20 protein-coding genes are annotated in these 23,750 nt (G+C 43.1%); 4 read left to right on the forward strand and 16 right to left on the reverse strand.

Annotation, left to right across the window (positions count from 1 at the left end):
• Positions 1–392: 392 nt before the first annotated feature.
• The 8 genes from NLX73_RS23925 to NLX73_RS23960 all read right to left on the reverse strand — a co-directional run bounded on the left by NLX73_RS23925 (position 393) and on the right by NLX73_RS23960 (position 8,506).
• A complete protein-coding gene (locus tag NLX73_RS23925) occupies positions 393–1,178 on the reverse strand; it encodes an S-layer homology domain-containing protein (RefSeq protein ID WP_254327541.1) in 786 nt (261 codons plus the stop codon).
• Between the two features lie 270 nt (positions 1,179–1,448).
• Complete coding sequence (locus tag NLX73_RS23930; protein ID WP_254327542.1) at positions 1,449–1,844, reverse strand: SAM-dependent methyltransferase; 396 nt, start codon at positions 1,842–1,844, stop codon at positions 1,449–1,451.
• Positions 1,841–2,368 (reverse strand): GNAT family N-acetyltransferase, encoded by a 528-nt coding sequence (locus tag NLX73_RS23935; RefSeq protein ID WP_254327543.1) that lies wholly within the window; start codon positions 2,366–2,368, stop codon positions 1,841–1,843. The genes NLX73_RS23930 and NLX73_RS23935 overlap by 4 nt, the downstream gene beginning before the upstream one ends.
• A gap of 526 nt (positions 2,369–2,894) precedes the next feature.
• A complete protein-coding gene (locus tag NLX73_RS23940) occupies positions 2,895–3,197 on the reverse strand; it encodes a putative quinol monooxygenase (protein ID WP_254327544.1) in 303 nt (100 codons plus the stop codon).
• Between the two features lie 93 nt (positions 3,198–3,290).
• The gene (locus NLX73_RS23945) at positions 3,291–4,085 is read right to left on the reverse strand and encodes an SDR family NAD(P)-dependent oxidoreductase (RefSeq protein ID WP_254327545.1); all 795 of its coding nucleotides are present in this window, start codon (positions 4,083–4,085) and stop codon (positions 3,291–3,293) included.
• A gap of 137 nt (positions 4,086–4,222) precedes the next feature.
• A complete protein-coding gene (locus tag NLX73_RS23950) occupies positions 4,223–5,251 on the reverse strand; it encodes a helix-turn-helix transcriptional regulator (RefSeq protein WP_254327546.1) in 1,029 nt (342 codons plus the stop codon).
• 1,164 nt (positions 5,252–6,415) lie between these two features.
• A complete protein-coding gene (locus NLX73_RS23955; RefSeq protein ID WP_069291929.1) occupies positions 6,416–7,480 on the reverse strand; it encodes a Gfo/Idh/MocA family protein in 1,065 nt (354 codons plus the stop codon).
• 117 nt (positions 7,481–7,597) lie between these two features.
• A complete protein-coding gene (locus NLX73_RS23960) occupies positions 7,598–8,506 on the reverse strand; it encodes an AraC family transcriptional regulator (protein ID WP_254327547.1) in 909 nt (302 codons plus the stop codon).
• A 491-nt stretch (positions 8,507–8,997) separates the two neighbouring features.
• Here NLX73_RS23960 and NLX73_RS23965 point away from each other — a divergent pair, with 491 nt between their 5' ends.
• The 4 genes from NLX73_RS23965 to NLX73_RS23980 all read left to right on the forward strand — a co-directional run bounded on the left by NLX73_RS23965 (position 8,998) and on the right by NLX73_RS23980 (position 13,428).
• Positions 8,998–10,206: an MFS transporter gene (locus tag NLX73_RS23965; RefSeq protein WP_069291927.1), complete on the forward strand. Its 1,209-nt coding sequence runs from the start codon at positions 8,998–9,000 to the stop codon at positions 10,204–10,206.
• A gap of 113 nt (positions 10,207–10,319) precedes the next feature.
• On the forward strand, positions 10,320–11,561 hold the full coding sequence (locus tag NLX73_RS23970) for an aspartate aminotransferase family protein (RefSeq protein ID WP_254327548.1): 1,242 nt from the start codon (positions 10,320–10,322) through the stop codon (positions 11,559–11,561).
• Positions 11,562–11,595: 34 nt separating this feature from the next.
• On the forward strand, positions 11,596–12,645 hold the full coding sequence (gene gutB1 / locus NLX73_RS23975) for a 2-amino-2-deoxy-D-mannitol dehydrogenase GutB1 (RefSeq protein WP_069291925.1): 1,050 nt from the start codon (positions 11,596–11,598) through the stop codon (positions 12,643–12,645).
• Between the two features lie 30 nt (positions 12,646–12,675).
• On the forward strand, positions 12,676–13,428 hold the full coding sequence (locus tag NLX73_RS23980) for an HAD family hydrolase (protein ID WP_254327549.1): 753 nt from the start codon (positions 12,676–12,678) through the stop codon (positions 13,426–13,428).
• A 363-nt stretch (positions 13,429–13,791) separates the two neighbouring features.
• Here NLX73_RS23980 and NLX73_RS23985 read toward each other — a convergent pair whose 3' ends face one another.
• The 8 genes from NLX73_RS23985 to NLX73_RS24020 form a co-directional block, all read right to left on the reverse strand.
• Positions 13,792–15,393, reverse strand: a complete 1,602-nt coding sequence (locus NLX73_RS23985) for an alpha-amylase family glycosyl hydrolase (protein WP_254327550.1) — start codon at positions 15,391–15,393, stop codon at positions 13,792–13,794.
• Between the two features lie 178 nt (positions 15,394–15,571).
• Positions 15,572–16,048: an RNA polymerase sigma factor gene (locus NLX73_RS23990; RefSeq protein WP_061830957.1), complete on the reverse strand. Its 477-nt coding sequence runs from the start codon at positions 16,046–16,048 to the stop codon at positions 15,572–15,574.
• 74 nt (positions 16,049–16,122) lie between these two features.
• The gene (locus NLX73_RS23995; protein ID WP_069291922.1) at positions 16,123–17,337 is read right to left on the reverse strand and encodes an ABC transporter permease; all 1,215 of its coding nucleotides are present in this window, start codon (positions 17,335–17,337) and stop codon (positions 16,123–16,125) included.
• Positions 17,334–18,071 (reverse strand): ABC transporter ATP-binding protein, encoded by a 738-nt coding sequence (locus tag NLX73_RS24000; protein ID WP_254327552.1) that lies wholly within the window; start codon positions 18,069–18,071, stop codon positions 17,334–17,336. Before NLX73_RS24000 ends, NLX73_RS23995 begins: the two co-directional genes overlap by 4 nt.
• Entirely contained in the window at positions 18,068–19,540 is a 1,473-nt protein-coding gene (locus NLX73_RS24005) for an efflux RND transporter periplasmic adaptor subunit (protein ID WP_254327553.1), read from the reverse strand. The genes NLX73_RS24000 and NLX73_RS24005 overlap by 4 nt, the downstream gene beginning before the upstream one ends.
• A 35-nt stretch (positions 19,541–19,575) precedes the next feature.
• Entirely contained in the window at positions 19,576–20,682 is a 1,107-nt protein-coding gene (locus NLX73_RS24010) for a TolC family protein (RefSeq protein WP_254327554.1), read from the reverse strand.
• A gap of 210 nt (positions 20,683–20,892) precedes the next feature.
• Entirely contained in the window at positions 20,893–22,905 is a 2,013-nt protein-coding gene (locus NLX73_RS24015; RefSeq protein ID WP_254327555.1) for an ABC transporter permease, read from the reverse strand.
• On the reverse strand, positions 22,871–23,650 hold the full coding sequence (locus NLX73_RS24020) for an ABC transporter ATP-binding protein (RefSeq protein ID WP_254327556.1): 780 nt from the start codon (positions 23,648–23,650) through the stop codon (positions 22,871–22,873). The genes NLX73_RS24015 and NLX73_RS24020 overlap by 35 nt, the downstream gene beginning before the upstream one ends.
• Positions 23,651–23,750 lie beyond the last annotated feature (100 nt).

The following is a 23,750-nucleotide window of genomic DNA, read 5'->3' on the forward strand; positions in this document are numbered from 1 at the left end:
TTCAGGCTTGATACTTAGAAACTTCAGCATCATAGATGAGTGTAGTAAAACATAGATTAAGGCTATTAATTTATTATAAACATTAAAATGAATTAAAGTACAGTGATATATAATACATATATTTTATAAACAAAACAATACCCTCTTTTGTTTAAAAAAAGGAATTGTTTTCAGCTTTTTAATGAATTTACATGAAAATTTCATATTCTAAACTATTGACTGGCATCTATCGTTAAAACAAAAAAGCCGCCAATTTCGCGACTTTTATACATTGTTTCATTCGACAGTAATCGACGGTTAGGCGTCGTCATAGATACGTAACTAATTAAGTAGAAAACTCCAAAGCGGTTTATCTCCTTATACAGTCCTTGATGGCTACAATGCGCAAGCGGCTAGTGTCGATCCTCCACTGACTTCGTTGTAGCTTCGTACAAACGCTGTAAAATGGTAACAGCTTCAGCCCGTGTGACTAGCGCTTTTGGGTGAAGGTATCCTTTATTAGCAGTAAGGACTCCCATCTTGGTTAGGGTGTAGAATGCTTCTGCCTTTTGATCCTGGGAATCTCCATCATAGCTGTACTCTTCTCCAGTCTTGTCGATGTACAGCACCGGATAGTAGGCCGAGAAATTGTCATTGTAATTGGCCTGACGAACTTTCATATCCTTGTACTGCGCAGCTGCGGAAATCACTTCCTCAATCTCAGGATGAAGCGTCTGATTGGTATAATCCGTCCGAAGAGAGGCGATCATCATCACATCCCAGCGGGTCAATGGTTTGTCAGGTTTTACATAGAATTGATAGTTTGGATATTTCCCGCCAACACTTTCAGCATACGGCCAAACGTAGTCCCCGTTGAATATTGCTGCAAAATCTTTATTCGCCCAGTGTTTACGCGCATCCACAAAGTCGGAAGGTTCGCCGGAAGAATGATCGATTTCTGGAAAAAGCTTGTGAAACATATGTACAAATTCCGCTTTCGTTATGGTTTTGCTTGGCTTGAAGGTCCCATCTGCATAGCCCTTGACAACGCCCTTGTCGACCATGGAATGAATCGATTCGGCAGCCCATTCATATTTTGTTCCTTCCACATCAGGAAACGTGTTTGCCGCGAATGCAGATTGACCGAAAAACAGTGTCGTCGCAACCAACGGGGTGATAAGCCATTTCTTTTTCAACATCTCTTTCCACTTCCTTTAGGTAAAATTTATGTATAAAATAGTTCTCTAGACTCAATTTTATATCGGCATTTCAAAAGAAAATGATGATATTAGAGAGAAAAAAGCACTGTTAAACGCTTTTTACTCTTTTGACCTAAGCCTGTACGTTCGACCCTAGCATCGATTAACCGCTTCATGCGATGAGGAATCTGCATTAGTGTAATCTGCCCGTTAGTTAAAAAACAGCCGAGTGCTCGGCTGTTTTTGGTAGCGTTGAACTATCATTTTTAGTTAGTTTAGCGAATTCCACCCCATAGGACTGGGAAGCTCATTCGCTCCAAAATATTGATACGCATCTACGCTTATAACTGCATCGAAGTATTGTTCCGCAAAAGGCAAGTGGCAGGCATCTGCATGGATGGGGATAATTTGGCTTTCCAAACCAAACTCTCTGAATCTTCTATAGTTTTCAGTTGCACTAATCCATAAATCGACAGCAAATATGGTTATGTCAAACTTTTGCGCCAGATAGATAGAAGTAAGTCCGGTCCCACAGCCCAAATCCAGCACTCTCATTCCTTTCTGCAAAGTCAAATTTTTCGATAGCTCCTCGAGCATGGTAATCGAACTAGGCCCCATTAAATTTGCTCTTATGAAATCTACGTCATCTAGATCTCGACGGATCATTTCTGCTGACCCCCTCCTACTTTCTTCATTTGATATTTCCAATAAAGCAATTCTTCATCTTTGTGATCAATTTCGAATCCTAACTTCATTAACAAATTCTTAGAGCTGATATTGTCAGGTACGCATCTTGCCGTTACGATTTGGACTTCTTCATGATTTAAGGACCATTCTATTAATTTTTGAGCGGCTTCATAGCAATAGCCTTTGCGGCGATGACTTTCATTCGTTGCAAAACCGATCTCAATCTTACCATTCTGATCAGGATCTCCTAAAAAGCCAATCCCTCCAACAATTTCTTGGGTATCCTTCTCCACAATGATCCAAGAATCAAAACCTCTAGTGCCATTATTTTTTATCAAAAGTTCTCGAAAATAAGGTAAAGCTTCAAAGAAATCAGGACCCGGCCATTCATCACTGGTTTTATAACCCAAAGCTTCAATAGCACCTATATCACGTCGGGCTGCTGCTTCAATTAAATTAAGATCAAGTGTTTTTAATAGGAGCCGATTCGTTTGAAGTTTCATGTATTGTCCACCTTTCTATTTACTTAGATTGAATCTTTCATTCAAGAAGTCTGGTTGTATTGGACCAAATTGGAGTAATTCTCTTCTATCCCCCTTTGCTAAAAATTAGAAAAGGGCAGGAATGAACATACGTCATTCCTACCCTCATATCACCTGCTATTTAGCCACAAAAAAATCCGCGCTGAACCAGCACGGATTGGACTCATTATAACAGGTATCCCTAAGGATCTGGTAGTATCCGTTGTTCTTAACTAATTCCGAAGCTTTCAACTCCCCTCCCGTAATACAAAAATTGGGCAGACGAATAGTAGGTGCATGAAAACCTCTTTTTATGGAATTGGATTAGTAAAGAACAGCTCCAGACAAAAAAATCTCTCCTTAGTGAATTACCCTGATTATATCAGGGCCAATTTTATCTGCCAACCTTTCACATGTTTCAAAAGTGTTTCATTAGGACTATCCTGCTGGTTAGCTTAAAAGCAACCGAGTGATCGGCTGCAGTGGTAGCAGCAACTGCATCATGACCCTACAGGCCTTTTCCCCCTAGAGCACGCAGTTTAATGGGCTCCGCTCCAATAATCAACGGTCGGCCGCGTTGTATCGACGCCAGTACCTCTTCGTTCTTAAGGCTGGCTGCATGGGCATCTGCATCTTTCCACAGTTCGGTCACATACACCGCATTCGGGTCGTCGTCTGACACATTGACTATATACAAATAGCAGTCATTATTCGACTTCAACAGATCGGCCGCTTCTAGCAAGATGTCTGCAAGATCGTCCCTTTGCCCTGGACGTGCCGTCAACTTTCCATACATAGCAAAATGGTTCATGATCCTCATCCTACCATCGAGTGATATTTGACTTCATCTTATTATAATGTTCCGCAATGTCAGCGCTAATTTCAGCAAGCTTCTCCACAAGTGCTAAAAAATAGTCGGTACCATTCCCCCATCCATACGGATTGGAGAACCTTTAAATGCAGATGCATAAGGACTACATACAAATGTAGCTAGTCTACCTATTTCAATAGGCTTGATAAATCGCTGTATTTCAGATTGAGGCAGGTTTGTAACCATAAAATCTTTCTCTTTTTCTGAAAAAGTCATATCTTCATGAGGATACATACTCTCAATGATTTGGTGCACATTCTCAGAGAGTGTTGGTCCTGGCATGATCGTATTGACTGTAACTTCTGTCCCTATTGTTAATTTAGATAAGCTTTTTGACAATGATAACAACATAGATTTTGTCATACAATACTGCGGCATTTGTCCTGAAGGCATAATTGCTTCTTCACTCGCAATAAAAATAATGCGGCCATAATCATTTTTCAACATTTTAGGTAAATAAAATTTTGATAATCCATTTGCAGCAAGAACGTTAGTACGGAAGTATTTTTCCCATACTTCATCGTCTATGTCCTCATATTGCATAATTTCATAAATGCCCGTATTGTTAATCAAAATATCAATACTAGGGTATTTTTCAAATAAAGCTTCTCTTTGTCCAATATCCACAATATCGGCTGTCGCATTTTGAGGGGAGGTCGCTGGGAAATCTGACTTAATTTCATTTACAGTTCGTTCTACCTCTTCATAATTTCGTCCATTAATTAGTACATTAACACCTTCTTTGGCTAGTTCAATGGCAATTGCTTTACCTATGCCTTTCGTTGATCCTGTAATTAAAGCTATTTTATATTTTAATCCCATATCCATAATACACTTCTCCTTTTTTAAAACAGTCTTGTGCTCTGGATAGTGATTATATTATCTTGTCTGGATTGTCCAGTAACTAGCATATTGCGCCAAAGTTCTTGTTTAACACGCCAAATGATAAAACTCATTAGGCAGTCCTAACGTGCTCCTGATATCGAGTTTGTACCTAAGTGTTCAGTCCGCCAATTTGAAGGTGTATCACCCTCCCATTGGCGGAAGGCGCGGTAAAACGAATTCTGGTCTTCATATCCAATCAAAAATGCCACCTCTTTAATATCGAGCGAGGGGTCTGCCAAGTACTCTCGTGCCTGCTCATGCCTAGCTTGTGTCAATAGAAACTTGAAGCTCGTATTTTCGTCAGTAAGCCGGCGCTGCAAGGTACGATCGCTCATACTGAGCTCCTTCGCCACAGCCTGAATGTCAGGACGCCCTCCTGTAAGGCTACGTTTCAGGATCCATTTGACCATCTCAGTAATTGAGCGGCTGCGCTGCTGCTCATCCAACGATCGGTCCAGAGCAGGAGTCAGGATTTCCAGCAACTCTTTGTTGTACGAGACAAAGGGACGATCCAGATCTCTTCGATGTAGCGTCAATCGGTTACATTTTGCACCAATTCGAATGCGACAGCCGAAGTATGCTTCAAGGGCTTGTACATCGCCCATGGAGTGCGAAAATTCAACAAGCTGCGCTGTCAAAGGTTGACCTGTCCCCCGGCGTCCAATCTCCAGAAGACAAGCCAGCGTAATACCCACCAGCATCGGCGGGCCAGATTGCTCGGGAGACAGCCATTCCAGATCAATTGTACAGTGCTCGCCCTTCTCAGTGATGTGTAGGTTTTCCGGGGGACACAGTTGTTTGTACCGAGCCATTCGGTTTAGAGCGTCGCGGTAGTCCCGAGCGTGGTAAGTCGCTAAGACAGTCGGTGGGTACTTCGCTGTATCAAAGACGGTCGCAAGCTTGATGATTCCTTGTGCAGTGTCACCAATGAGATCAGAATATGCCTGCCAGATCGCGAAATATTGAGCGGTGGTGACTACTGTTTCAGTACTAATGGTGATCGGCAATCGTGCTTTGCGAGCTACGTCGTGGGCGCCAAACCCTAACTGACATAATCCTGCCCACAATCCTAGCGGGATTTTAATACGGTCAGAGGTATGAGACTTCATATATAAGGGCCTCCTTTATCTACTTGCATATTCATTAGTTTTGGTTGCGATGGGGTCCCTCTTAAGTACACATAAGAATACTCTTAAGTATGTTAAGGTGTCTACATTAACGTAATAAGCTGCAGAAAATGCTACATCTTCTTGTTATCTGTGCTACTTTCAATCAATGAAGAGGAATATGGCGAATTACTTAATCATAATAAAATTCTGTTAATGGCATGAACGACTCATCCTCAACACCAAAAAACACACCCATATGTTTATGAGTGTGTTTTTAAAAGTGTGTTTTTAAAACCCCAAATCACGACACTCCTAGGAATGTCATTCCTTCATGCTTCTTATATTTAAAAATTAAGGCTTCAAGAAAGGCCCGTTTTCACCGATCTTACCGGAGGCAGGATTATCCGGGAGATCAAGTACAATAAACCTTTTGCACCCCAGCGGCTAGAGTAGATGTTACACAACATCCTGTATGATTTTATATCTTTATCGTGTGCAACATTAATCAAATCCTGGTAGGTTGCACCTGGTGACTCTCATTGGATCACTGTTGGCTGCATTGCCGCTTGAAACATGATTCGCACCACCTCGGTTGTTCGAAGGGTCCGCATCAACGTTTTTTGCATTGATCAGCATTGATCGGCGTTACAACAATTACAGATGTTAATACAAGTATCCCCGTAATCATGAGTGAAAATTAGCGTTTCCAGGATCTTCGTTTATAACTCCTCATTCTCTACGTCCCTTCATCTATATTCTTCTGGTCGCACACTACATTAAACGATCTCTCCCTTCCTCTTTTCTCGTACAAAATGATTATTCTATCACTCTCATGGATTATTTTATGTTTTTATGGAAGAATTCAGAGTAGAATATGTTGATTTATAAGGAGGAAATAGCGGATTTTATGTAAAAACTTCTTTTCTCTTTACGTGTAAATTAAACCTATTCGAAATCTCAGCAACTTAAAAATGATCAAGCAATAGAATTCGGTTGTGGAGCGATACCCGCTTGGTTTTATGGTGGGCAAAATTATTTTGCTCACCATTTCAAAGGTTTACTGATTACTTAAATGCATCCCAAAATTTCATTAGATCAATACTGTTTGGTTCTCTCCAGGATCCTATATCTCTCTCTTATGACGGATCGAAAAATAGAGCGGATTTAAATAGTTCTTCGAATCACGCTTTTGGTTGCTGCCGCCTCAAAAATCGTCTCAATCAGCACCAATACACGGTGTACTTCTTCATTTTTGATCGCAATCTCCGCTTTTCCTTCGATGGTAGAGACAAAATTCTCATAAAAGCTTTCTGCAGCAGCAGGTATTTTCTCAATCGGGAACCTAAGGGTGGATTCCTCAGACGGCGGCGCCATCGTTTTCGTCAATCCTTGACCTGCTTGAATCGGCTTGGGTTCCACGTGAGCAACATCTGGATTTCGGGTGACGATCTCTCCACTCAAATCCCAATCTCTAATCATTGCGGTTCCTTCAGTTCCTTTAATATACCAGCGCGGCAGCTTTACGTAATTGGTTGTACCCACTTCAATGACTGCGGTCAGACCGTCCTTGAACTCAATAAAGCTGGTAAAGCCGTCATCCACTTCAGTCCCCAAAATATAGCTAAGGGTAGCAGCTACGCTTTCTATTTTGCTGTCCGTAATCTGAAGCAGCTGGTCCAACAGATGTACTCCCCAATCCAGTAGCATTCCTCCTCCATACGCCTTTAGTTGCCGCCAGTCACCTGGGATGCCATTAGCCCCCTGAACTCGCGATTCCAAGTGGAAAAGATCACCCACGGTCTTATTGCCAATTATATCTTTAATAATTCGGAAGTCTTCATCCCATCTACGGTTCTGATGTACTGTAAACACACGATTTTCTTTCTTCGCCACCTCAACAATGTCCAATAAATCCGCGCTCGTTATCGTAACCGGCTTTTCACAAATGACATGTTTTCCGGCTTGCAGTGCCTGGATCGCGATTTCCTTATGAACATCATTAGGTGTTGCTATCAAAACAATATCCACGGCCTGATCGGCAAGGACGGCATCCAGGCTGGCATAAGTTTTATAGCCGGCAGCCGCAGCCAGTTCCATTCGGTAATCGACAATATCATATACACCGCCAACGGCAAGTTGCTGATTAGATTCGATCAATTGAACATGGTAGCTTCCCATGCCTCCATAACCGATAATGACTACATTGTATATACGATTGCCCATTTTCATCTTCCTCCACTCCTGATTTAAGCCCACCGCATATCAAGTGGTTGCTCATAGATCAATAAATTTTAATGTCCTCGTAACTCTCCCTTCACTTCGTCGGATAGCTCTATCATACAAATCTCATGAAAAGCTTTCCTCCTCATTTCTTGCTGTTTTATTCCCGAATATTGTCCTGCGGTATTTCAATGGTGATGTTCCTGTTGCTTCTTTAAAGAGATGATGAAACGTCTTTACACTACTGAACCCTGCTGCCTCTGCGACCTCAGTGATCGGATTGTTTTCATTCAACAAAATCCATTTTGCCTTATTCAGTCTGTAATCATTCAAAAATGCTACAAAGGTCATCCCCGTATTCTTCTTAAATAGCCTAGCGAAATAATAGGGACTGAACCCCATATAATCAGCGACATTCTTCAGCGAAATGGTTTCATGATAATGACATTCCACATACTCAAAAATACGTTCCAGTTTATAAAGGGTGTCCTTTGATTGTGTTAAGGGTCTTTCAGAGATTTCAGGAAGCCTTGGCGTCATGCTTCTCGGCACTTCACGCATAATAAGAGTCAACATCTCAAACAACTTCGCTTTGATCATATAGGCATGACCTTCGTGGTGGTTGACGTTCTCATCATAAATGCTTTGAATCAGAGGAAGCATTTTAGCTGCTGTTTCTTCTGGCCAGTTCCAGCTTGATTGCTCCATCTCCGTAAATATATATCTAAGAGGGCGTTTCTGATCACTTAATGTGGAAACCTCTTGAAAAAAGCTCAGATCAAATTGAATAACCACCCGTTCGCTGTCGGGAGAAGCCAAGAAATAATGAACATCACCCCCATTTATAAACTGAACTTCACCTTGTTTCATACGTATCGAAATATCGTTAATTCCCAGATCCAAGGTTCCCTGGGTCACATAAATAATTTCAATTTCTTTATGCCAATGAGGATAGCAAAGCACGTCGCCTTTATTAATAAAACTCCGGAAAGGAAAATGTCGGTCAAGCTCCGGGATTTCTAAATAAAAATTCATTTTGGTAGACTCCTTTTGTTGTAAAGTTCAAAAAAGCCGTACACATGACTATTGATAATTATGCTGCACTGCATTCCTTCTTCTCTTTTTCATTTTTCTCCTTCTCGACTTTCCAATAAAATTCCCTCTCCCTTTTAAATTGTAAGCGGTTAACATTCTTTTTCCTACCCTATCAATCATAGTTGTATTAAGTAAAACAACTATTAGGTATCCTTACTAACCTAATTTTGCAAACACAAAGTTATGCCTCAATTATGAGCGGTTTGGCGCCCGAAAACAATTTGGGCTGATCTTATTTCTCCCTTCCGCATGCAGTTTCTTCAGATAAACAGGTTTCACCTTAACTGGATTAAGCAAATACGTGTAAAATTATCGAACGATTATTTTTACATTTTTTATATAAATACGTATGTACATTTCCAAGAAAAAGGTATAATCTAGTAAAGCAACAGAATCCATATAAAAAATATAGACTTATGGAGGGACGGACCTTGAAGAGACTATTCGCTTTAAGTTGTGCTTTCTATCTGTTAATCGGCATTACTAGTGTGGTGCTTGGAGCATTACTGCCGGTCCTACTGCCTTACTATGGACTGGGGTACAGCGATGGCGGATTATTGTTGTTCCTTCAGTTTTTCGGATTTCTTGTCGGTGTTCTGTTCTCCCCCTTCATGGCTCTACACATCGGTCGCAAGTCTATGCTGTCCATTGCCCTGGTTAGTATCGTAGCAGGGTATGCCATCTTGGGGGTACTCCCCTCATGGACCTGGGTTATCGTGATGACCATCTGGGTTGGCTTCGGCTCAGGCATCATTGAGTCATCCATCGGAGCGTTCACGATTGAGTTCACCGAAGAGCAGAAAGCCGTAGCCATGTCCAAGCTGGATGTCTATTTTGCACTTGGTGCACTGCTCATTCCCGCAGTGGTAAGCCTGTATATCTGGCTTGGAATGTGGTATTTGACCTTCTACACCATCTCCCTTCTGACGTTTATTCTGGGGCTATTCTGGATTACCATGCCTACTTCCTCCTCTTCCCACCTTATCCAAGCAGATCTCCAAACCTCTGAGCGATCGGTCGAACAAGCCCGGTACTCTGTACAGCACCGTGTGTTACTGGGAATATTCATTGTATTCTTCTTTGTTTACATGGGGCTTGAACTGGGGCTCATGAACTTCCTGCCCTCTATTCTGATCGAGACCCTGCAGATTCGGGAATCCGTAGCTTCGTTGGGTGTTAGCATACTATGGATTGCGATGATCATCGGCCGCATGTTCTCAGGGAAGATTGCAGAGTCCGCAGGATATATTCCTTTCCTGCTTTGGAGCGGAATCGGAACTTTCTGCTTTCTGGTCGCAATGGCGTTTGTCTCCAGTCAGTGGGCTACATACCTTCTGATTTTTGGTGCAGGGTTATTCATGTCCGGTCTCTTCTGTATTGCCCTCGTCTATGCGAACGTGCTGATTCCGGGAATGACCGAGAGAACGACCAGCATTCTAATTGCGTCAGGCGGAATTGGCGGAGCAGTGCTTCAATATGTAACAGGCTGGAGCATGAGCGAATGGTCGGTGACGGCTACCCTTTGGATTTTGGCGGCTTTCAGCCTAATTTTGCTGCTAGCGGTCATTTTCTCGCATCTGTGGAATGGCAGGAGCAGACGGGTAGTTGACTCCCTTGTCCATCAGGGCAAGGAAGGATGAGATTCTTTATTCTTGGGGGAGGTGAGGCCCACCGCTTTATGTAGTAGCAGGGCAGTACATTTTTTAAGGATGTACTTAATGAGAATGTATATTCTGATATGGAGGGGAACATCGTGCATACCTTAACCAAAGAACGCTTCAGATACGGAAAAGGCATTACTCTGATTGACGATTCGGGTAAGGAATATTTAGATGGCGTATCTGGCACCTTCAATCTCTCACTCGGTTACAATCACCCTCATGTCGTCACCAAAGTACAGGAACAAGTCGCCAATCTTGCCCACATGTCCTCATCCTTTACCGAGCCCTATGTCGAGGAAGTACTGGATCATTTGATCCAGTATACGCCGAACGGCATTGACGCGGGATGGATGAGAGATATTACCGGCTCTACGGCGAACGAATGCGCTGTGAAGCTAGCCCAGAAATATACGGGAGCGCTCGATATAATCAGCCTGTATCTATCCCATCATGGGCAGACCCAGTTCGCAACAGGCATATCCGGCAACGCCTTCCGACGGAGGAAGTTTCCCAACTCGGCTGCAGCAAATTCCCTGCATGTACCTGCTCCCTACTGCTATCGTTGCCCGTTTAATTCTTCGCCTGACAAGTGTGGCTATCAATGCGTCGAAGCCATATCGGATGCCATTGAGTATGCAAGCTCAGGTTCTGTGGCCTGCATGATTATTGAACCCATCCTGGGCAACGGAGGCAATATCATCCCACCTGCAGGATATTTTAAGCGTCTCCGTCAGCTGTGCAACGAGTACGGGCTGATCCTAATCGCTGATGAGGTTCAGACCGGGATTGGGCGGACAGGCTACATGTTCGCAAGTGAGCTATTTGATATCCAACCAGATATCATTACTCTCGCTAAGGGTCTCGGTGGCATTGGTGTACCAGTAGCAGCGGTATTGATGCAGTCTCGTCTTAATGTCCTCGAGAAGCACGAGCACTCCTTTACCTCAGGTAGCAATCTAATCTCGGTTACGGCAGCCAAAGCCACGCTAGAGGTTGTATCTGAACCCGGTTTTCTGGAAGCCGTTCGGTCCAAAGGAAGCCTGCTCGGAACCCTGCTGACGGAGATGGCCGACAAGCACGATTGCATCATTGGTGAGGCTCGCGGCGTCGGCTTGATGTGGGGACTGGAAATTGTCGACGAGGATGATGCCCCAGACGCAGTTAAGAGCAATGCGATTATCGACCGCGCTTTTGCCGAACAGCAGCTTATTCTCAGAGGCTCCCGTTACGGTTATGGCAATGTGGTCAAAGTGAGACCTTCTCTCACGGCTACAGAAGATGAGATTGTCGAAATTGTTAAACGGCTTGATGCCGTTCTTGCTACCCTTCACTAACGATCTGCCCAATAGGCAAAGGGAGGAATTATTCATGCTTGCACTGGTATACAAATCGGCTTGGGATGTCGCACTTGAGGAAAGACCTATCCCGGAGATAAAAAAAGATAACGATGTACTCGTCCGAATTCGGGCGACAGGCGTATGCGGTACGGACCTAGGTATCATTAGTGGCAAATATCATGCCGTTCCGTCCACTATCTTGGGCCACGAATCAGCGGGGGATGTGATCGCTGTAGGATCAGCCGTCAGTTCACTGCAGCCTGGGGACCGGGTGGTGATTGATCCAACATACTACTGCGGCCAATGCGAAATGTGCCGGACAGGAAGACAGAATCATTGCACACACAAATCCGTAACCGAGACCGGAGTCAGCGCCGACGGTACGTTCACCGATTATTATGTGACTGAGGACCGTTTTTTGTACAAGCTGAAGGACCATATCAGCTACGAAGAAGCGACGCTGACCGAACCGCTGAGCTGTATGCTGACCGGAATCAACCAGATTCACCTGCTGCCGAACTTCACAACCGTTATTTTAGGCGCAGGTCCGATCGGGATTCTGTACAGTTATGCTCTTGCTTCGAAAGGCATAACTGGTTGCCTTGTTGACATCTCGGAGGAACGGCTCGCTATAGCGGATTCTATTGCTCCCGAACGGTGGTCCGCGCACGCCACACTGGAGTCGGCCATTCATGAGCTGGCTCCGTTAAAAAATCAGGTGGACATGATTGTGGATACCACAGGAGTGGTCGGCACTGAGGTACTAAGCCAGCTTGCGAGCGGCGGGTATTTGATGCTGGTGGGGCTGAGAGATGGGATAAGTTCGTTTAATCCGAAAGAGGTAGTTGACCGTAGCCTTAAAATCATCGGCTCGATTGATTCTCTGGGCACGTTTTCCACGGCGCATTACCTGATTGAGCAACAAATCATTCCCGCCAAAAAAATCATAACCCACTCGTATCCGCTTGATGACTACCATGAAGCCTTTAAGACGCTTGGATGCAATATCAGCGAGCGGACACTTCAGCCTTCGTCTCAGGCGATCAAGATTGTACTGCAATCTAATGGCTCCGGCAACTAAATTTAGCTACTAACAAGGGAGAGAATGGACATGACGAGCATCCCTCATGTTACACCGACCAATAATGAATGCACAGGAGACCTATCAGCGTCCGTTCCGGTCAAAGCGGTCATTTTCGACATGGACGGTGTGTTAGTAGACAGCGAACCGATTTACTTTGAGGTCGAACGCAGCTCCTTTGCCCATTTTGGTGCGTCCATGACGGAAGAAGAGCACCATACCTATGTTGGAGTGACACTTGAATCTATGTGGCGTCAGGTACTGGACAGGCATCAGCTCACCAATACGGTGGAAGAGGCCTTGTCCTATCACCGAAAAAATGTGATGCAGACGATGATTGCACACGAGGGCCTTGTGGCGATCGACGGACTGGAGCGGTGGCTGAACTGGCTGCAAGAGAAAGGGATTCCGGTCGCGGTGGCCTCTTCCTCTCCACGGGCGCTGATTGATCTCATTATGGAAAAGACAGGACTTGGCCGTTACTTTGACATTCGGATCACCGGTGAAGAGGTATTGCAGGGTAAGCCGGCACCGGACATCTTCTTATACGCCGCCGAGCAGCTAGGCATTGCACCGGCCCATTGCATCGTTATTGAGGATTCACAGAACGGGGTCCAGGCAGCCAAAAGTGCAGGAATGCACTGCATCGGCTTTCACAACCCCGGCTCCGGCCGGCAGGATCTGTCCAGAGCCGATCGCTCGATTCTCAGCTATGACGACCTGTGGGCGATCAAAGAGAATCTACCGTTCGATGAGCAGTTGCTTGCTAAGAGCAAGAGCTGAAAGGTACCGGAAGGTATACCCCCTTTATAATCATATGGAATCGTCCGATCTTTACTATGATTGAGGGTATTAAATAATGCCCCTTGGAATATACACGGGAGAATGTCATTTATCCTTCCCTGTGTGTACTCTAAGGGGCGTGCTTTGTATCCAAGTGGTCTAGTTGAAACGAGTAATTTCCCGGTTCAACACACAACTGTCGTAAAAACTGTCTTTTTGACATATAACTGATCTCCTGACGGTTTTAAATCCTCTATTCGTATGCAGCAAAACTTATATAGAAAAATGGGGTGCTGTTAACACCCCAAACTGGATTCATCGATATATATCCTGCTTCATCTGAACGGTAATTTTGCCCTATATTCAGCTCTTTCTGTCTTCTTCGGTAATTAGAGAACTGTAAGCCGGAATTGTAACTGTTCCTTTCTTCACCTTTACATCCTTTGAGGTGGAAAAGATCACTTTCCATTTACCCTTATCGAAATCTTTTATCTGCAAGGTAACCGGCTCTCCAGACAGGTTATGATATACATACATTGTTTCTTTGCCTGAAGTACGTTTAAACGCGGTCACGCTGGCAGAACCTGCTTGTATAGGTTGCAGACTGTCGCTGCGTAAAGCTTCATGTTCTTCCCTCAGACGGATGAGTGTACGATAGCTTTCCAGTAAGGAATCATCGTCCCTCAGCTGCGCTTCCACCGATACCTCGCCTGTGTTGTATTTGGGTTTCTCCCACGTCGTTTGACCAGGGCCATCTCCCTTGTACCAGCGCATAGGCTCACGAAGATACTCATCAGGCTTCTCTCCCTTCATGCCGATTTCTTCCCCGTAATACAGGAAAGGCTGACCCGGAAGCGTCAAAAGAATGGAAGCGGCCAGCTTGGCTTTTCGCACATCCCCGCCCAGTTCGCTCATGACACGGGTCTGGTCATGGTTGCTCAAGAACGGAGCATCGAGTGCTGCCTTATTATACGATTTGTACAGTTGCAGCGTTTTCTCGGCGAATGTCGCGATACCCTGATCTCGGCCGTTTTTCACGGAGTTCAAAATCGTTCCACCCAGGTCAAAATTAAATAGGGAGTGGAGTGGTCCGAAATAAGGAGCTATGGTCTCCGGTTTGTCCCATACCTCTCCTGCCAGATATACATTTGGATTCACCTTCTCCATCTCGGAACGGAATTCATTCCACCAGGCGATGTTCTTATCCGCACCATCCTTCGTCTGTCCTCTAAAAATATGCATCGCCGCGTCAAGCCGGAACCCGTCTGCACCCTGCTGCAGCCAATACTTGCCGACTTTGATCATTTCTTTGCGGACTTCGGGATTGTCAAAGTTCAGATCCGGCATGCCCGACCAGAATGTACCGTAGAAATATCCTTCGCCGTTCGGATTCTTATGCCATACCTGCTGACCCCACGAGCCCTTTTCATCCAGATCTGTGTTCTCATCCGCCCATACGTAATAGTTGTGGTATTTGCTTTGTGGGTTGGCACTGGCCTCCTTAAACCATGGGTGCTCGCTGCTCGAATGATTGATAACAAGGTCCATGATCACCTTGACGCCCTTTCGGTCCGCTTCTTTCATCAAGGTGCGAAAATCATTTAGACTCCCATACTGCGGGTCCACCTGATAGTAATCAGTTACATCATATTTATGGTAGCTTGGAGATGGATTTAGGGGCATAAGCCAGAGGCCGCTGACCTGCAAATCCTTACCCGAATGGGGTTTGCCATCGTTTAAGTAATCAAATTTTTGTGTGATTCCTTTCATATCACCGTGTCCGTCTCCATTCGAATCATAAAAAGAATTGATATAAATTTCATAAAATACACCGCTTCCAGTAGAAACCGGAGGCTTATGTCTGTTCAATTCCTGCTCTGCCATTGCACCTGAAGCGAACATCGTGAGCATAGGCACCGTTAACATGGCAGTGGACAATCTTCTTAAGCGTTTGTTACGTGTCAAAACAAATCAGCTCCTTTGATTGTTATGGGTGCGCTTTCATTATAAATAGAAACAATCCAAAAAAAGGGGATATTTATTATCTATTATGGTGGAAAATATCGATCTTATTGTTATATCTCTGTATCAAGCAAAAAAAGGAGCAGACTCTATGTCTACTCCGCTTTTCATCCAAATCAGTTCAGGAAATATATCTTAATTTAATGCGTTTTGAAGCTCTGTGCAGCGAAGACTTTACTGAATTTTCACTCTTGTTTAAGATTCTAGCCGTTTCTTTTATGGAGTATCCTCGGACTACACGCAATTCAAGTACCGTCCTTTGCTCGGTATTACTTGCCATCAAAAGAATTCGATTGACCTCCTCCTGAATTTCAAAATCGACGGTATCCCAGTGGTAGTAAAGCAGCTCCTTACGTAAGTTGTATTCATCCATCTTTTTTCGTTTTCTTATTAAATCTATAGCTAAATTTTTGGCAATTCTCAGAAGATAAAATCGAATACGATCTTGAGGCAAGTCAGGTGAAGCTCTTATAAACCGAATAAAGCACTCATGCAACAAATCTTCGGCATCCTGTTTGTTTTGCAATATCCTCAATAGATATCCCAAGAGATCTGATTTGCAAGATAAATATAGATCCTCCACATCTTTAATATCCATATTATTGCTTTTCCCTTCTGTTTTGATTGAAATCGGTACGTTACTTGATAGTTTTAAATTCATATCCCTGCTTATTATTCGTATCTCAATGCATCTATAGGCTTCAAACTTGCTGCTTTATAAGCCGGGTATACTCCAAATAGGATGCCTGTGCCCGCAGAGCTAAGAAACGAATATATGATAGGCGAGATCGTAAATTCAATGGTCATATGTGCAGTTGCCTCAAGTATTTTGGATGCCCCTATGCCTGTTACAACCCCGATTGTACCTCCTAATAGACCAAAGATGACCGCTTCAGATAGGAATTGAATCATAATATCTCTCGGCTTGGCGCCAATAGCTTTTCGAATACCGATTTCTCTTGTACGCTCTATAACCGACACCATCATAATGTTCATAATTCCGATTCCCCCTACTACGAGCGATATCGCGGCTACACCTCCTAGCAAGCTGGTCATGATATTATCTACACCTGAAGCAGCACCTGCTGCTTCTGACAGACTCATAATTTGAAATTGATCTGGTTCCGAGGGTTTTAGCTGGTGCGTTAAACGCAAGCTTTCCAATATGTCTGAACGTGCCTGATCCATCAAAGCTGGTGACTTGGCGGATACGTCCAATCCTGTAATGTTCTTCTCACCCAGACGGTTCATTATGGTTGTAGCAGGGATGTAAATTTGTTCATTAGTGCTGTAGCTTAATTTCGTTACTGGCTGAGTATTTAATACTCCAATTACCTTGAAAGGGATCTGTTTAATTTGAAACGTTCGTCCCAATACATTTTGGGTATCTCCACCAAAAAGACGTTGAACCGCCTGACTTTCAAGAATGGCGACATTCATGCGTTTATCCATCTCATCGTTGGTAAATGTTCTGCCCTCGGCAAAGGAAAACTTTTTGACTTTATAGAATGAAGCGGAAGTCCCTACAATAGTGGCGTTATAGTTATATCGCCCCCACGTAGCTTTTGAATTGCTCGTTATATTTGGCATCAATGCATCTATGGAATTCTTTTGTTCCAACGCCTCGACATCAGCCCAAGTAAACGATGGAGTGTTGTCATAATCTATTTCACCATCGACCATTGTCATAGCTGGCGCAACCATCAATACGTTATTCCCTAATTTATTAATTTCCGCCTTTATGCGGGTTGTAGAGCCGTTTCCAATCGCCATAATGGCAATAACCGCTGCCACGCCGATAATAATACCGAGTATTGTTAAAAAGGAGCGTAGCTTATTGGTTGTTAAACTGTTAATTGATACACGGATCGTTTCCATTAAATTCATAGGCTTGCCATCCTTGATGAAATTCTTCTATTCATAATGCTCTCATCCCGCTCAATATTCCCATCACGAAAGCTGATCAGGCGCTTGGCATATTCGGCAATTTCCAGCTCATGAGTAACCAAGACAATGGTTCTCCCCTGTTCATTCAAACCTTGAAACAGCTCCATAATCTCGACACTCGTCTTTGTATCTAGTGCCCCCGTAGGCTCATCCGCCAGCAGAATAACAGGATTATTCACCAACGCACGCGCAATGGAGACACGTTGCTGCTGACCACCAGATAGCTCATTAGGCTTGTTGTACATCCGTTCTGCAAGCCCTACGCTTCGAAGCGCCTCCACAGCTCGTTCCCGGCGTTCCTTGGCAGGTATACCTGCATACATCATAGGTAGCTCTACATTGGCTAATGCTGTAGTTCGGGGAAGTAGATAAAATTTCTGAAATACAAAACCCAGTTTCTGATTTCGAATCTCGGAAAGCTCGTTCTCACGAGCATCCAAAATGGAATACCCATCCAAATAATACTTCCCCGTATCAGGATGATCGAGGCAACCAATGACATTCATCATAGTGGACTTACCCGAACCAGAGGGGCCCATTATGGCAACAAACTCACCTTCGCTAATAGATAAATCAACACCACGTAGAGCCTGAATCTCCTGACCGCCCACCTCATATATTTTTTTAAGTTCTTTAATTTCAATAACGCTTTTATTCAAACGAGCTTCGTTCATTGTGCCTGACCTCCATCAGGGTCCTGACCCTCTTGACTGCCATTCGGACCAGCACTACCACCCTGAGGCGGAATAACTATGGTTTCGCCTTCCTTGACACCGGACTTGATTTCGGCCTGATCCGCTGTATAGACCCCCAGCTTCACTGGTCTGAATTCATAATCTGCAGGGTTAGCCGGGTTCTTCGCTACATATACTCCATCCACTCCACCTTCGGATCTCAATGCGAACAATGGAACAGACAACGCATCTTTATGTTCAGCCAAGAGGAGTGATACATCCATGTTCATCCCTGGTTGTAGTCTTATCTTTTGACTATCCAAAGACAATTCAATTTTGTATGTAGTCACATTGGATTCCGTAACCGGCTCTGGAGAAACAAAGAGGACTTCGCCTTTAAATTGTTTGTCCGGGAATGAATTCGTGTGTAACGTAGCCTGGAGCCCAGTCCTCATTTTAGCAATGTCACTTTCGTTAACCTTGGCACTAACCTTCATAACGCCTGTATTAGAATTGTTCATAACAATGAAAGGTGCTGTAGGACTGGTACCCACATCGCCATTAACCTTCAAAATAATTCCATCCCACGGTGCCGTAACCTGTAATTTGTTCAGAACACTTTTCTTCTGTTCCAATTCCGTTTCAGCCTGTTGTAAAGAAGCCTGTGCGGATTGAATATTGGAAGCATCAGGCGGGGACTGTGCTGCCTTTAATTGTATTAAAGCTGTTTTATAGCCCATTTCCGCATCCTCAATCGCCTGAACTTGTCGATTCTTTGCCTTCTTGTATTGAAGTTCGACATTATTCATATCCAATTTTGCCTTATCCAGGTTTTGCTTGGCCGTCGCCAGGTCACTTTCTGCAGCTGCATCATTCTGAACTAGATAAGTCTGGTCATCATAATCCTTCTGGGCTTTATCCAAAATCATCTTGGCCGCCACTTTTTGTGCAGCAACTTCTTCCAGCTCCATGGAATCCTTGGCTGTTTTAATCGCCATCTGCGCCTTTAGGACATTTGCCTTCTGGAGCTCAATATCACTAGACTTCGGTCCACGCTTGGCTTCCTCCACCTTGGCTCGGGCAGTCGCTACATTGGATTCAGCATTTTTAATTTGTAACTTGGAATCCGAATCATCCAAACGAGCCAACACCTGACCCGCTTTGACACTATCTCCTGCTTTAACATTGACGGCAATGAGCTTGGCACCCTCAACATTTGTAAAATTGATATTGACTTCCTTAGAAGCCTGAACGGTTCCAGTTACTTTAAGCGATTCGGTCATGTTTGTTTTCTGTACCTGTACGATCTGGTTCGCAGGACCCTCCACGGGCTTTTCCTGACTTCTATTCATATAAACAGTACTGCCAATTCCCGCTATAATAATCAAGACAAGAATACCTATGATCCCTTTCAATCTTTTTTTCCTTCTTAACACTTGCAATGCATCTTTCTTTTCTGTTTCCGACAATGTTATATCCCCTTAAAATGTATTTTTTCTAAAACCTATACGCTCCACGGTTTGTTTAAAGCATGTTGCAGCATTGTCATTTGAATAATGAGTTCATCCTTATTTCGTTCAATTTGTTTTACTTTTAACTGATTCGTGGCGACCTCCGTACCTGTGGCAAATCCACGTTCCCTTTTTTTACGAGATATGTCCAACATTTTAATAGCGTTCTGTAAATTACTTTGCATTTGTTCGTATTGTTCATCATTTTGCTGTAAGTTAAAGTAGATACTCTTTAGTGATTCTGCCAATTGATCCTTGGTATTTTTGAGTCCACCTTCCGCTGAGTCTACATCAATCTGTTTAATTTCATAATCGTCCGTTCCCGAGTTCCATGTGTAATATTTAACTTCCATTTTTGCCAGCTTGACAGCCTCCTCCTGTCTCCATACCGAAGGACTCGCCGAGATTGCACGCGTCACAAGCGTATCTAAATTCGTGTTATCCATTTTCCGGTAAGCGGGTCGATCAACCAGTTCATATACCGTACCTTGCGGTTGCCCCATTTGGGTGTTTAGCACCTCTAACGCTTTTTGCAGCGCAGATTTTACAATCTCTACATTCTTTTCTGCTTCTAAACGAGTCTGAATAATGGTGCTTTGTTCACCTGGAGAAATTTTTCCACGGTTCGCTTTCGCCTCAGCAGCTTTTTCCTCCAATAACGCAAGCGAAAGTGCATCCTCACTACTCTTCACTTTGTTGTCAGCCAAAAGTACGTCGTAATAGTCCTTCATTGTGGTGTAGTCTGTCTGATCTTGAGCAAGTTCGATTTGCTTCTTGGATTCCAAATAAGAAACCGTCGATGAGGCATACCCCTTCCAAGCAGAACTACTAGCCGCGTCCTCTTCACCGTTGCCTGCACCTGCTGGAATGAAATCCAGATTCTTACCTGCATTTTTTAGGTTAATGCGGTTACGATCTATCGTTTGCTGGGCTTCTTTCAAACTAAAGCTATTAGACCGTGCCCATTGCTGGGCTTGACTCAATGTTAGTTTCACACTTGCATTGGAAGCCAATTGCTGCCCCTCTGCTTGAACAAAGGACCCTGAAAAAGAACTGGTTGATAAGGCCAACAACAATAAAATAAACACACTTTTTTTCATAGATATCCCCCTCTTTCTAAGCTTATTAAGTCTAATAAATACGTTGTTATATGAATTACAATTCTTCCTCTACACTACAATTTCTTTGTATGACTCCCCATCAAGGAAATCGCGAATTGAGAGCTGCATCGTCTATAATCCGCGGAGATTCCAGAAAGGAGGAACCACTCCTCCCCTTCTGCAACTTTTTTACACACAGCTTATCGTTCCTTATAACATCTTCAAATCCAATTGACGAAGGTACAGGAACCGTACAATAAGAAAGGAAAAGAATTGGATTGCCCAAAAGCACAGCATAATCTGAATAAGCGTAATGCGAAAGGGTACTACATATATTCCAGATGGTTCTGACATAACTAAACAAAGCACTATTCCTATGGATGATACGACTAATGGCAGAAGAAATAAGAAAGCAATTTGTCTGGAGGCAGCTCGTCTCATTTCTCTTGAGTTTAGTCCGATTTTCGATAAAGCTCGGTATATTTCCTCATCCCGTTGAAGATCTACATACAATCTGAAATACAATAGACTTACAGTGCTTGCCAACATAATAATGGCGATAAATCCGCCAATAAATTCGCTAATATTCAGATCCATCTCCGATGTCAAATAATCCACTGCTCTAGAATTAAGCACCCCTTTATTCACCTTGTGGGCCAACACGGAATACAACCATATCTCCTGTTGAGTTTCTGAAGTATCTAAAGAAAGTTGACCATTCTTCCATTTTGGCACAAAGTAGTAAACAGATTTGTATGCCAATGGATCATTGAAATACCGTTGTTCAATTAAATGGTCGTAAGTTCGATCTGGAACAACAAGTAACCGTGCTAGTTCAGAGATGATGTTTTCATCAGACTTTAAGTTATGGTCCAACTTCTGAGTATCCATAATCTGAATATTCATAATCTGAGATTTTCCTTGATTGTAAGTTAGCTTTTTTTCAAAAAAGGTTTTCTGTTCTTCTAAAGACATCCCGTTTGAATCAAAAATGAAAAAGCCTTGATGATCCCGAAGCGCTACTGCCTGTTTTAGCTCCTTAAACCTGGAAGCAAGAGCCTCATAATTGGATTGTTTCATCACTGGCGCGAGCTGTTCATGAAAGGGAAAGATCAACACTTCACCTTTCGAATAATCTACCCCAGCCGTATGAAGATTTTGGTCAATCTCTTTTTCAAGCTCTATAGAACTTACAACATCAGAAGTAAGTGCAAATGAATAAGATTGCTCCTTAAGAAATCTTTTTTGCTGCTGCATGGAGTCAAACGTTGACGCTGCTCCTACACAGGAAATGATAGAAATTAGGGTAATTAATGAAAACAGCCCGGCATTATTCCTGATTTTGTATGTGATTTCAGATAACCATAATAAGCGTATTCCGCTCCAAGACCATTTCCTGTTAGCTCTAAGTAATTGAATGAATAGTACACATAATTGAGTGTAAAATAAGTAAACACCAATAAATCCCATTACAATTGTATATTTAAATGTGTCTCCAACTGAATAGTGTAATATATAAAAAGAAAGAGTCCCCAAACGATACGGTGCCAGATAAATGTAGGGTGGAAAATCAATCCTCATCAAATATACAGCCGCTCCTATTAATACTATGGCAAGAAAGGACAGGCTCCATGAAGCTTTTAAATCCTTTTTTAGCTGTGAAACCTTGCTAAAAGGCTGCTGTAATTTAAAATGGCGTATGAAGAAAACAGACACAAATGAGATCAATATAAACAAAAACATAAAGCCCACCACGGTGAAAGCCAGTGCTTTCCAAGGAAAATAAAACGTTAAATACATTCCTATGACATTGGAGCCCAAAAGTAGAAAGAATTTCGATGAAACAAATCCTCCGATAATCCCGGTAATTAAGGATAAAAAGCCTATAATTAGATTTTCATATGCGACCAAAAAATAAATTTGTCTGTGATGTGTCCCTAAAATGGTCAGTATACCAAATTCTTTTTTTCGTGCAGCAACAAAAATATGGTTTGTGTATAATACGAAGAAAAAGGAAAACACAAAAATCAACAGATCAGCAACTTGTAATCCCTTTTTTACATTAGCTGCTGTGATTGCATCTGAGACATCCGGGTGAAAAATAAATATCGCATATACGAAAAAAATCGAAATCATCAATGAGCTGCTTACATAGTAAGGTACATAAGCACGCACATTGTGCTTGAGATTATTCCATGCTAACAGACGAAAGCTCATGCGCATGTCTACTTCCCCCCAAAAAGGAGAGTATATCTATAATTTCTTGAAAAAATAATTGCTGACTATGACTACGATGGATTTCATTATATAACTCACCATCTTTTATAAAAATAACCCGATCGCAATAACTGGCTTCCACGGCTCCGTGTGTTACCAGCACGATTGTTGAATGATCCACACGACTGATAAGCCCCAGCATTTCCATCACAACACGTGAAGACATGGAATCGAGATTTCCAGTGGGCTCATCTGCGAGCAAGAGTGAAGGAGAGTGAATAATAGCCCTGCCTATAGCTGCCCTTTGCTTTTGTCCCCCTGACACCTCATAAGGTCGTTTATCCAAAATATCAATAATATCCAGTTTCTTCGCTACCTCTTCCAGTTTGTGCTCCATTTCCTTTAATCCTTTTTTATTCAGCATCAGAGGAAACAGTATGTTCTCTCCCAAAGTGAGAGTTTCCAGCAAATTATAGTCCTGAAATACAAGTCCCAGCTCTTTACGACGAAATAAAGCCAGCTTATCCTTCTTGAGCTGATGTGGATTTTCCCCTTTAATGCAAACCTCGCCAGAAGTCGGCATATCAATGGTTGAAATCATGTTTAATAATGTAGTCTTCCCACTACCAGACGGCCCCATAATGCCAACAAACTCGCCTTGTTTGATCGTTAAATGGATGTTGTTAAGGGCTCGGTAGGGAACCTTGCCATAGTATATTTTGGTGACTTGATCCATTCGTACAATCTCCATAATTCATTCCTTTCTTTTCCTATGTCATGATCATAATCCATCCAGACAAGTGAAGCGATCGATTAACATTACAAAAACCTTAAATCTGTTGTAAGGTTTC

The sequence above is a fragment of the Paenibacillus sp. CH40 genome (genome assembly GCF_024213605.1).
GTDB classification, from domain to species: domain Bacteria; phylum Bacillota; class Bacilli; order Paenibacillales; family Paenibacillaceae; genus Paenibacillus; species Paenibacillus polymyxa_B.

What these genes read in the sequence shown, in the direction of transcription:
- NLX73_RS24010 (WP_254327554.1), bottom strand. Translation starts at nt 20,682, where the DNA reads ATGAAAAAAAGTGTGTTTATTTTATTGTTGTTGGCCTTATCAACCAGT.
- NLX73_RS23960 (WP_254327547.1), bottom strand. Translation starts at nt 8,506, where the DNA reads ATGAATTTTTATTTAGAAATCCCGGAGCTTGACCGACATTTTCCTTTC.
- NLX73_RS23925 (WP_254327541.1), bottom strand. Translation starts at nt 1,178, where the DNA reads ATGTTGAAAAAGAAATGGCTTATCACCCCGTTGGTTGCGACGACACTG.
- NLX73_RS24000 (WP_254327552.1), bottom strand. Translation starts at nt 18,071, where the DNA reads ATGAACGAAGCTCGTTTGAATAAAAGCGTTATTGAAATTAAAGAACTT.
- NLX73_RS23995 (WP_069291922.1), bottom strand. Translation starts at nt 17,337, where the DNA reads ATGAATTTAATGGAAACGATCCGTGTATCAATTAACAGTTTAACAACC.
- NLX73_RS23940 (WP_254327544.1), bottom strand. Translation starts at nt 3,197, where the DNA reads ATGAACCATTTTGCTATGTATGGAAAGTTGACGGCACGTCCAGGGCAA.
- NLX73_RS24015 (WP_254327555.1), bottom strand. Translation starts at nt 22,905, where the DNA reads ATGCGCATGAGCTTTCGTCTGTTAGCATGGAATAATCTCAAGCACAAT.
- NLX73_RS23930 (WP_254327542.1), bottom strand. Translation starts at nt 1,844, where the DNA reads ATGATCCGTCGAGATCTAGATGACGTAGATTTCATAAGAGCAAATTTA.
- NLX73_RS23990 (WP_061830957.1), bottom strand. Translation starts at nt 16,048, where the DNA reads ATGGATATTAAAGATGTGGAGGATCTATATTTATCTTGCAAATCAGAT.
- NLX73_RS23945 (WP_254327545.1), bottom strand. Translation starts at nt 4,085, where the DNA reads ATGGATATGGGATTAAAATATAAAATAGCTTTAATTACAGGATCAACG.
- NLX73_RS23980 (WP_254327549.1), top strand. Translation starts at nt 12,676, where the DNA reads ATGACGAGCATCCCTCATGTTACACCGACCAATAATGAATGCACAGGA.
- NLX73_RS23955 (WP_069291929.1), bottom strand. Translation starts at nt 7,480, where the DNA reads ATGAAAATGGGCAATCGTATATACAATGTAGTCATTATCGGTTATGGA.
- NLX73_RS23950 (WP_254327546.1), bottom strand. Translation starts at nt 5,251, where the DNA reads ATGAAGTCTCATACCTCTGACCGTATTAAAATCCCGCTAGGATTGTGG.
- NLX73_RS23935 (WP_254327543.1), bottom strand. Translation starts at nt 2,368, where the DNA reads ATGAAACTTCAAACGAATCGGCTCCTATTAAAAACACTTGATCTTAAT.
- NLX73_RS24020 (WP_254327556.1), bottom strand. Translation starts at nt 23,650, where the DNA reads ATGGAGATTGTACGAATGGATCAAGTCACCAAAATATACTATGGCAAG.
- gutB1 (WP_069291925.1), top strand. Translation starts at nt 11,596, where the DNA reads ATGCTTGCACTGGTATACAAATCGGCTTGGGATGTCGCACTTGAGGAA.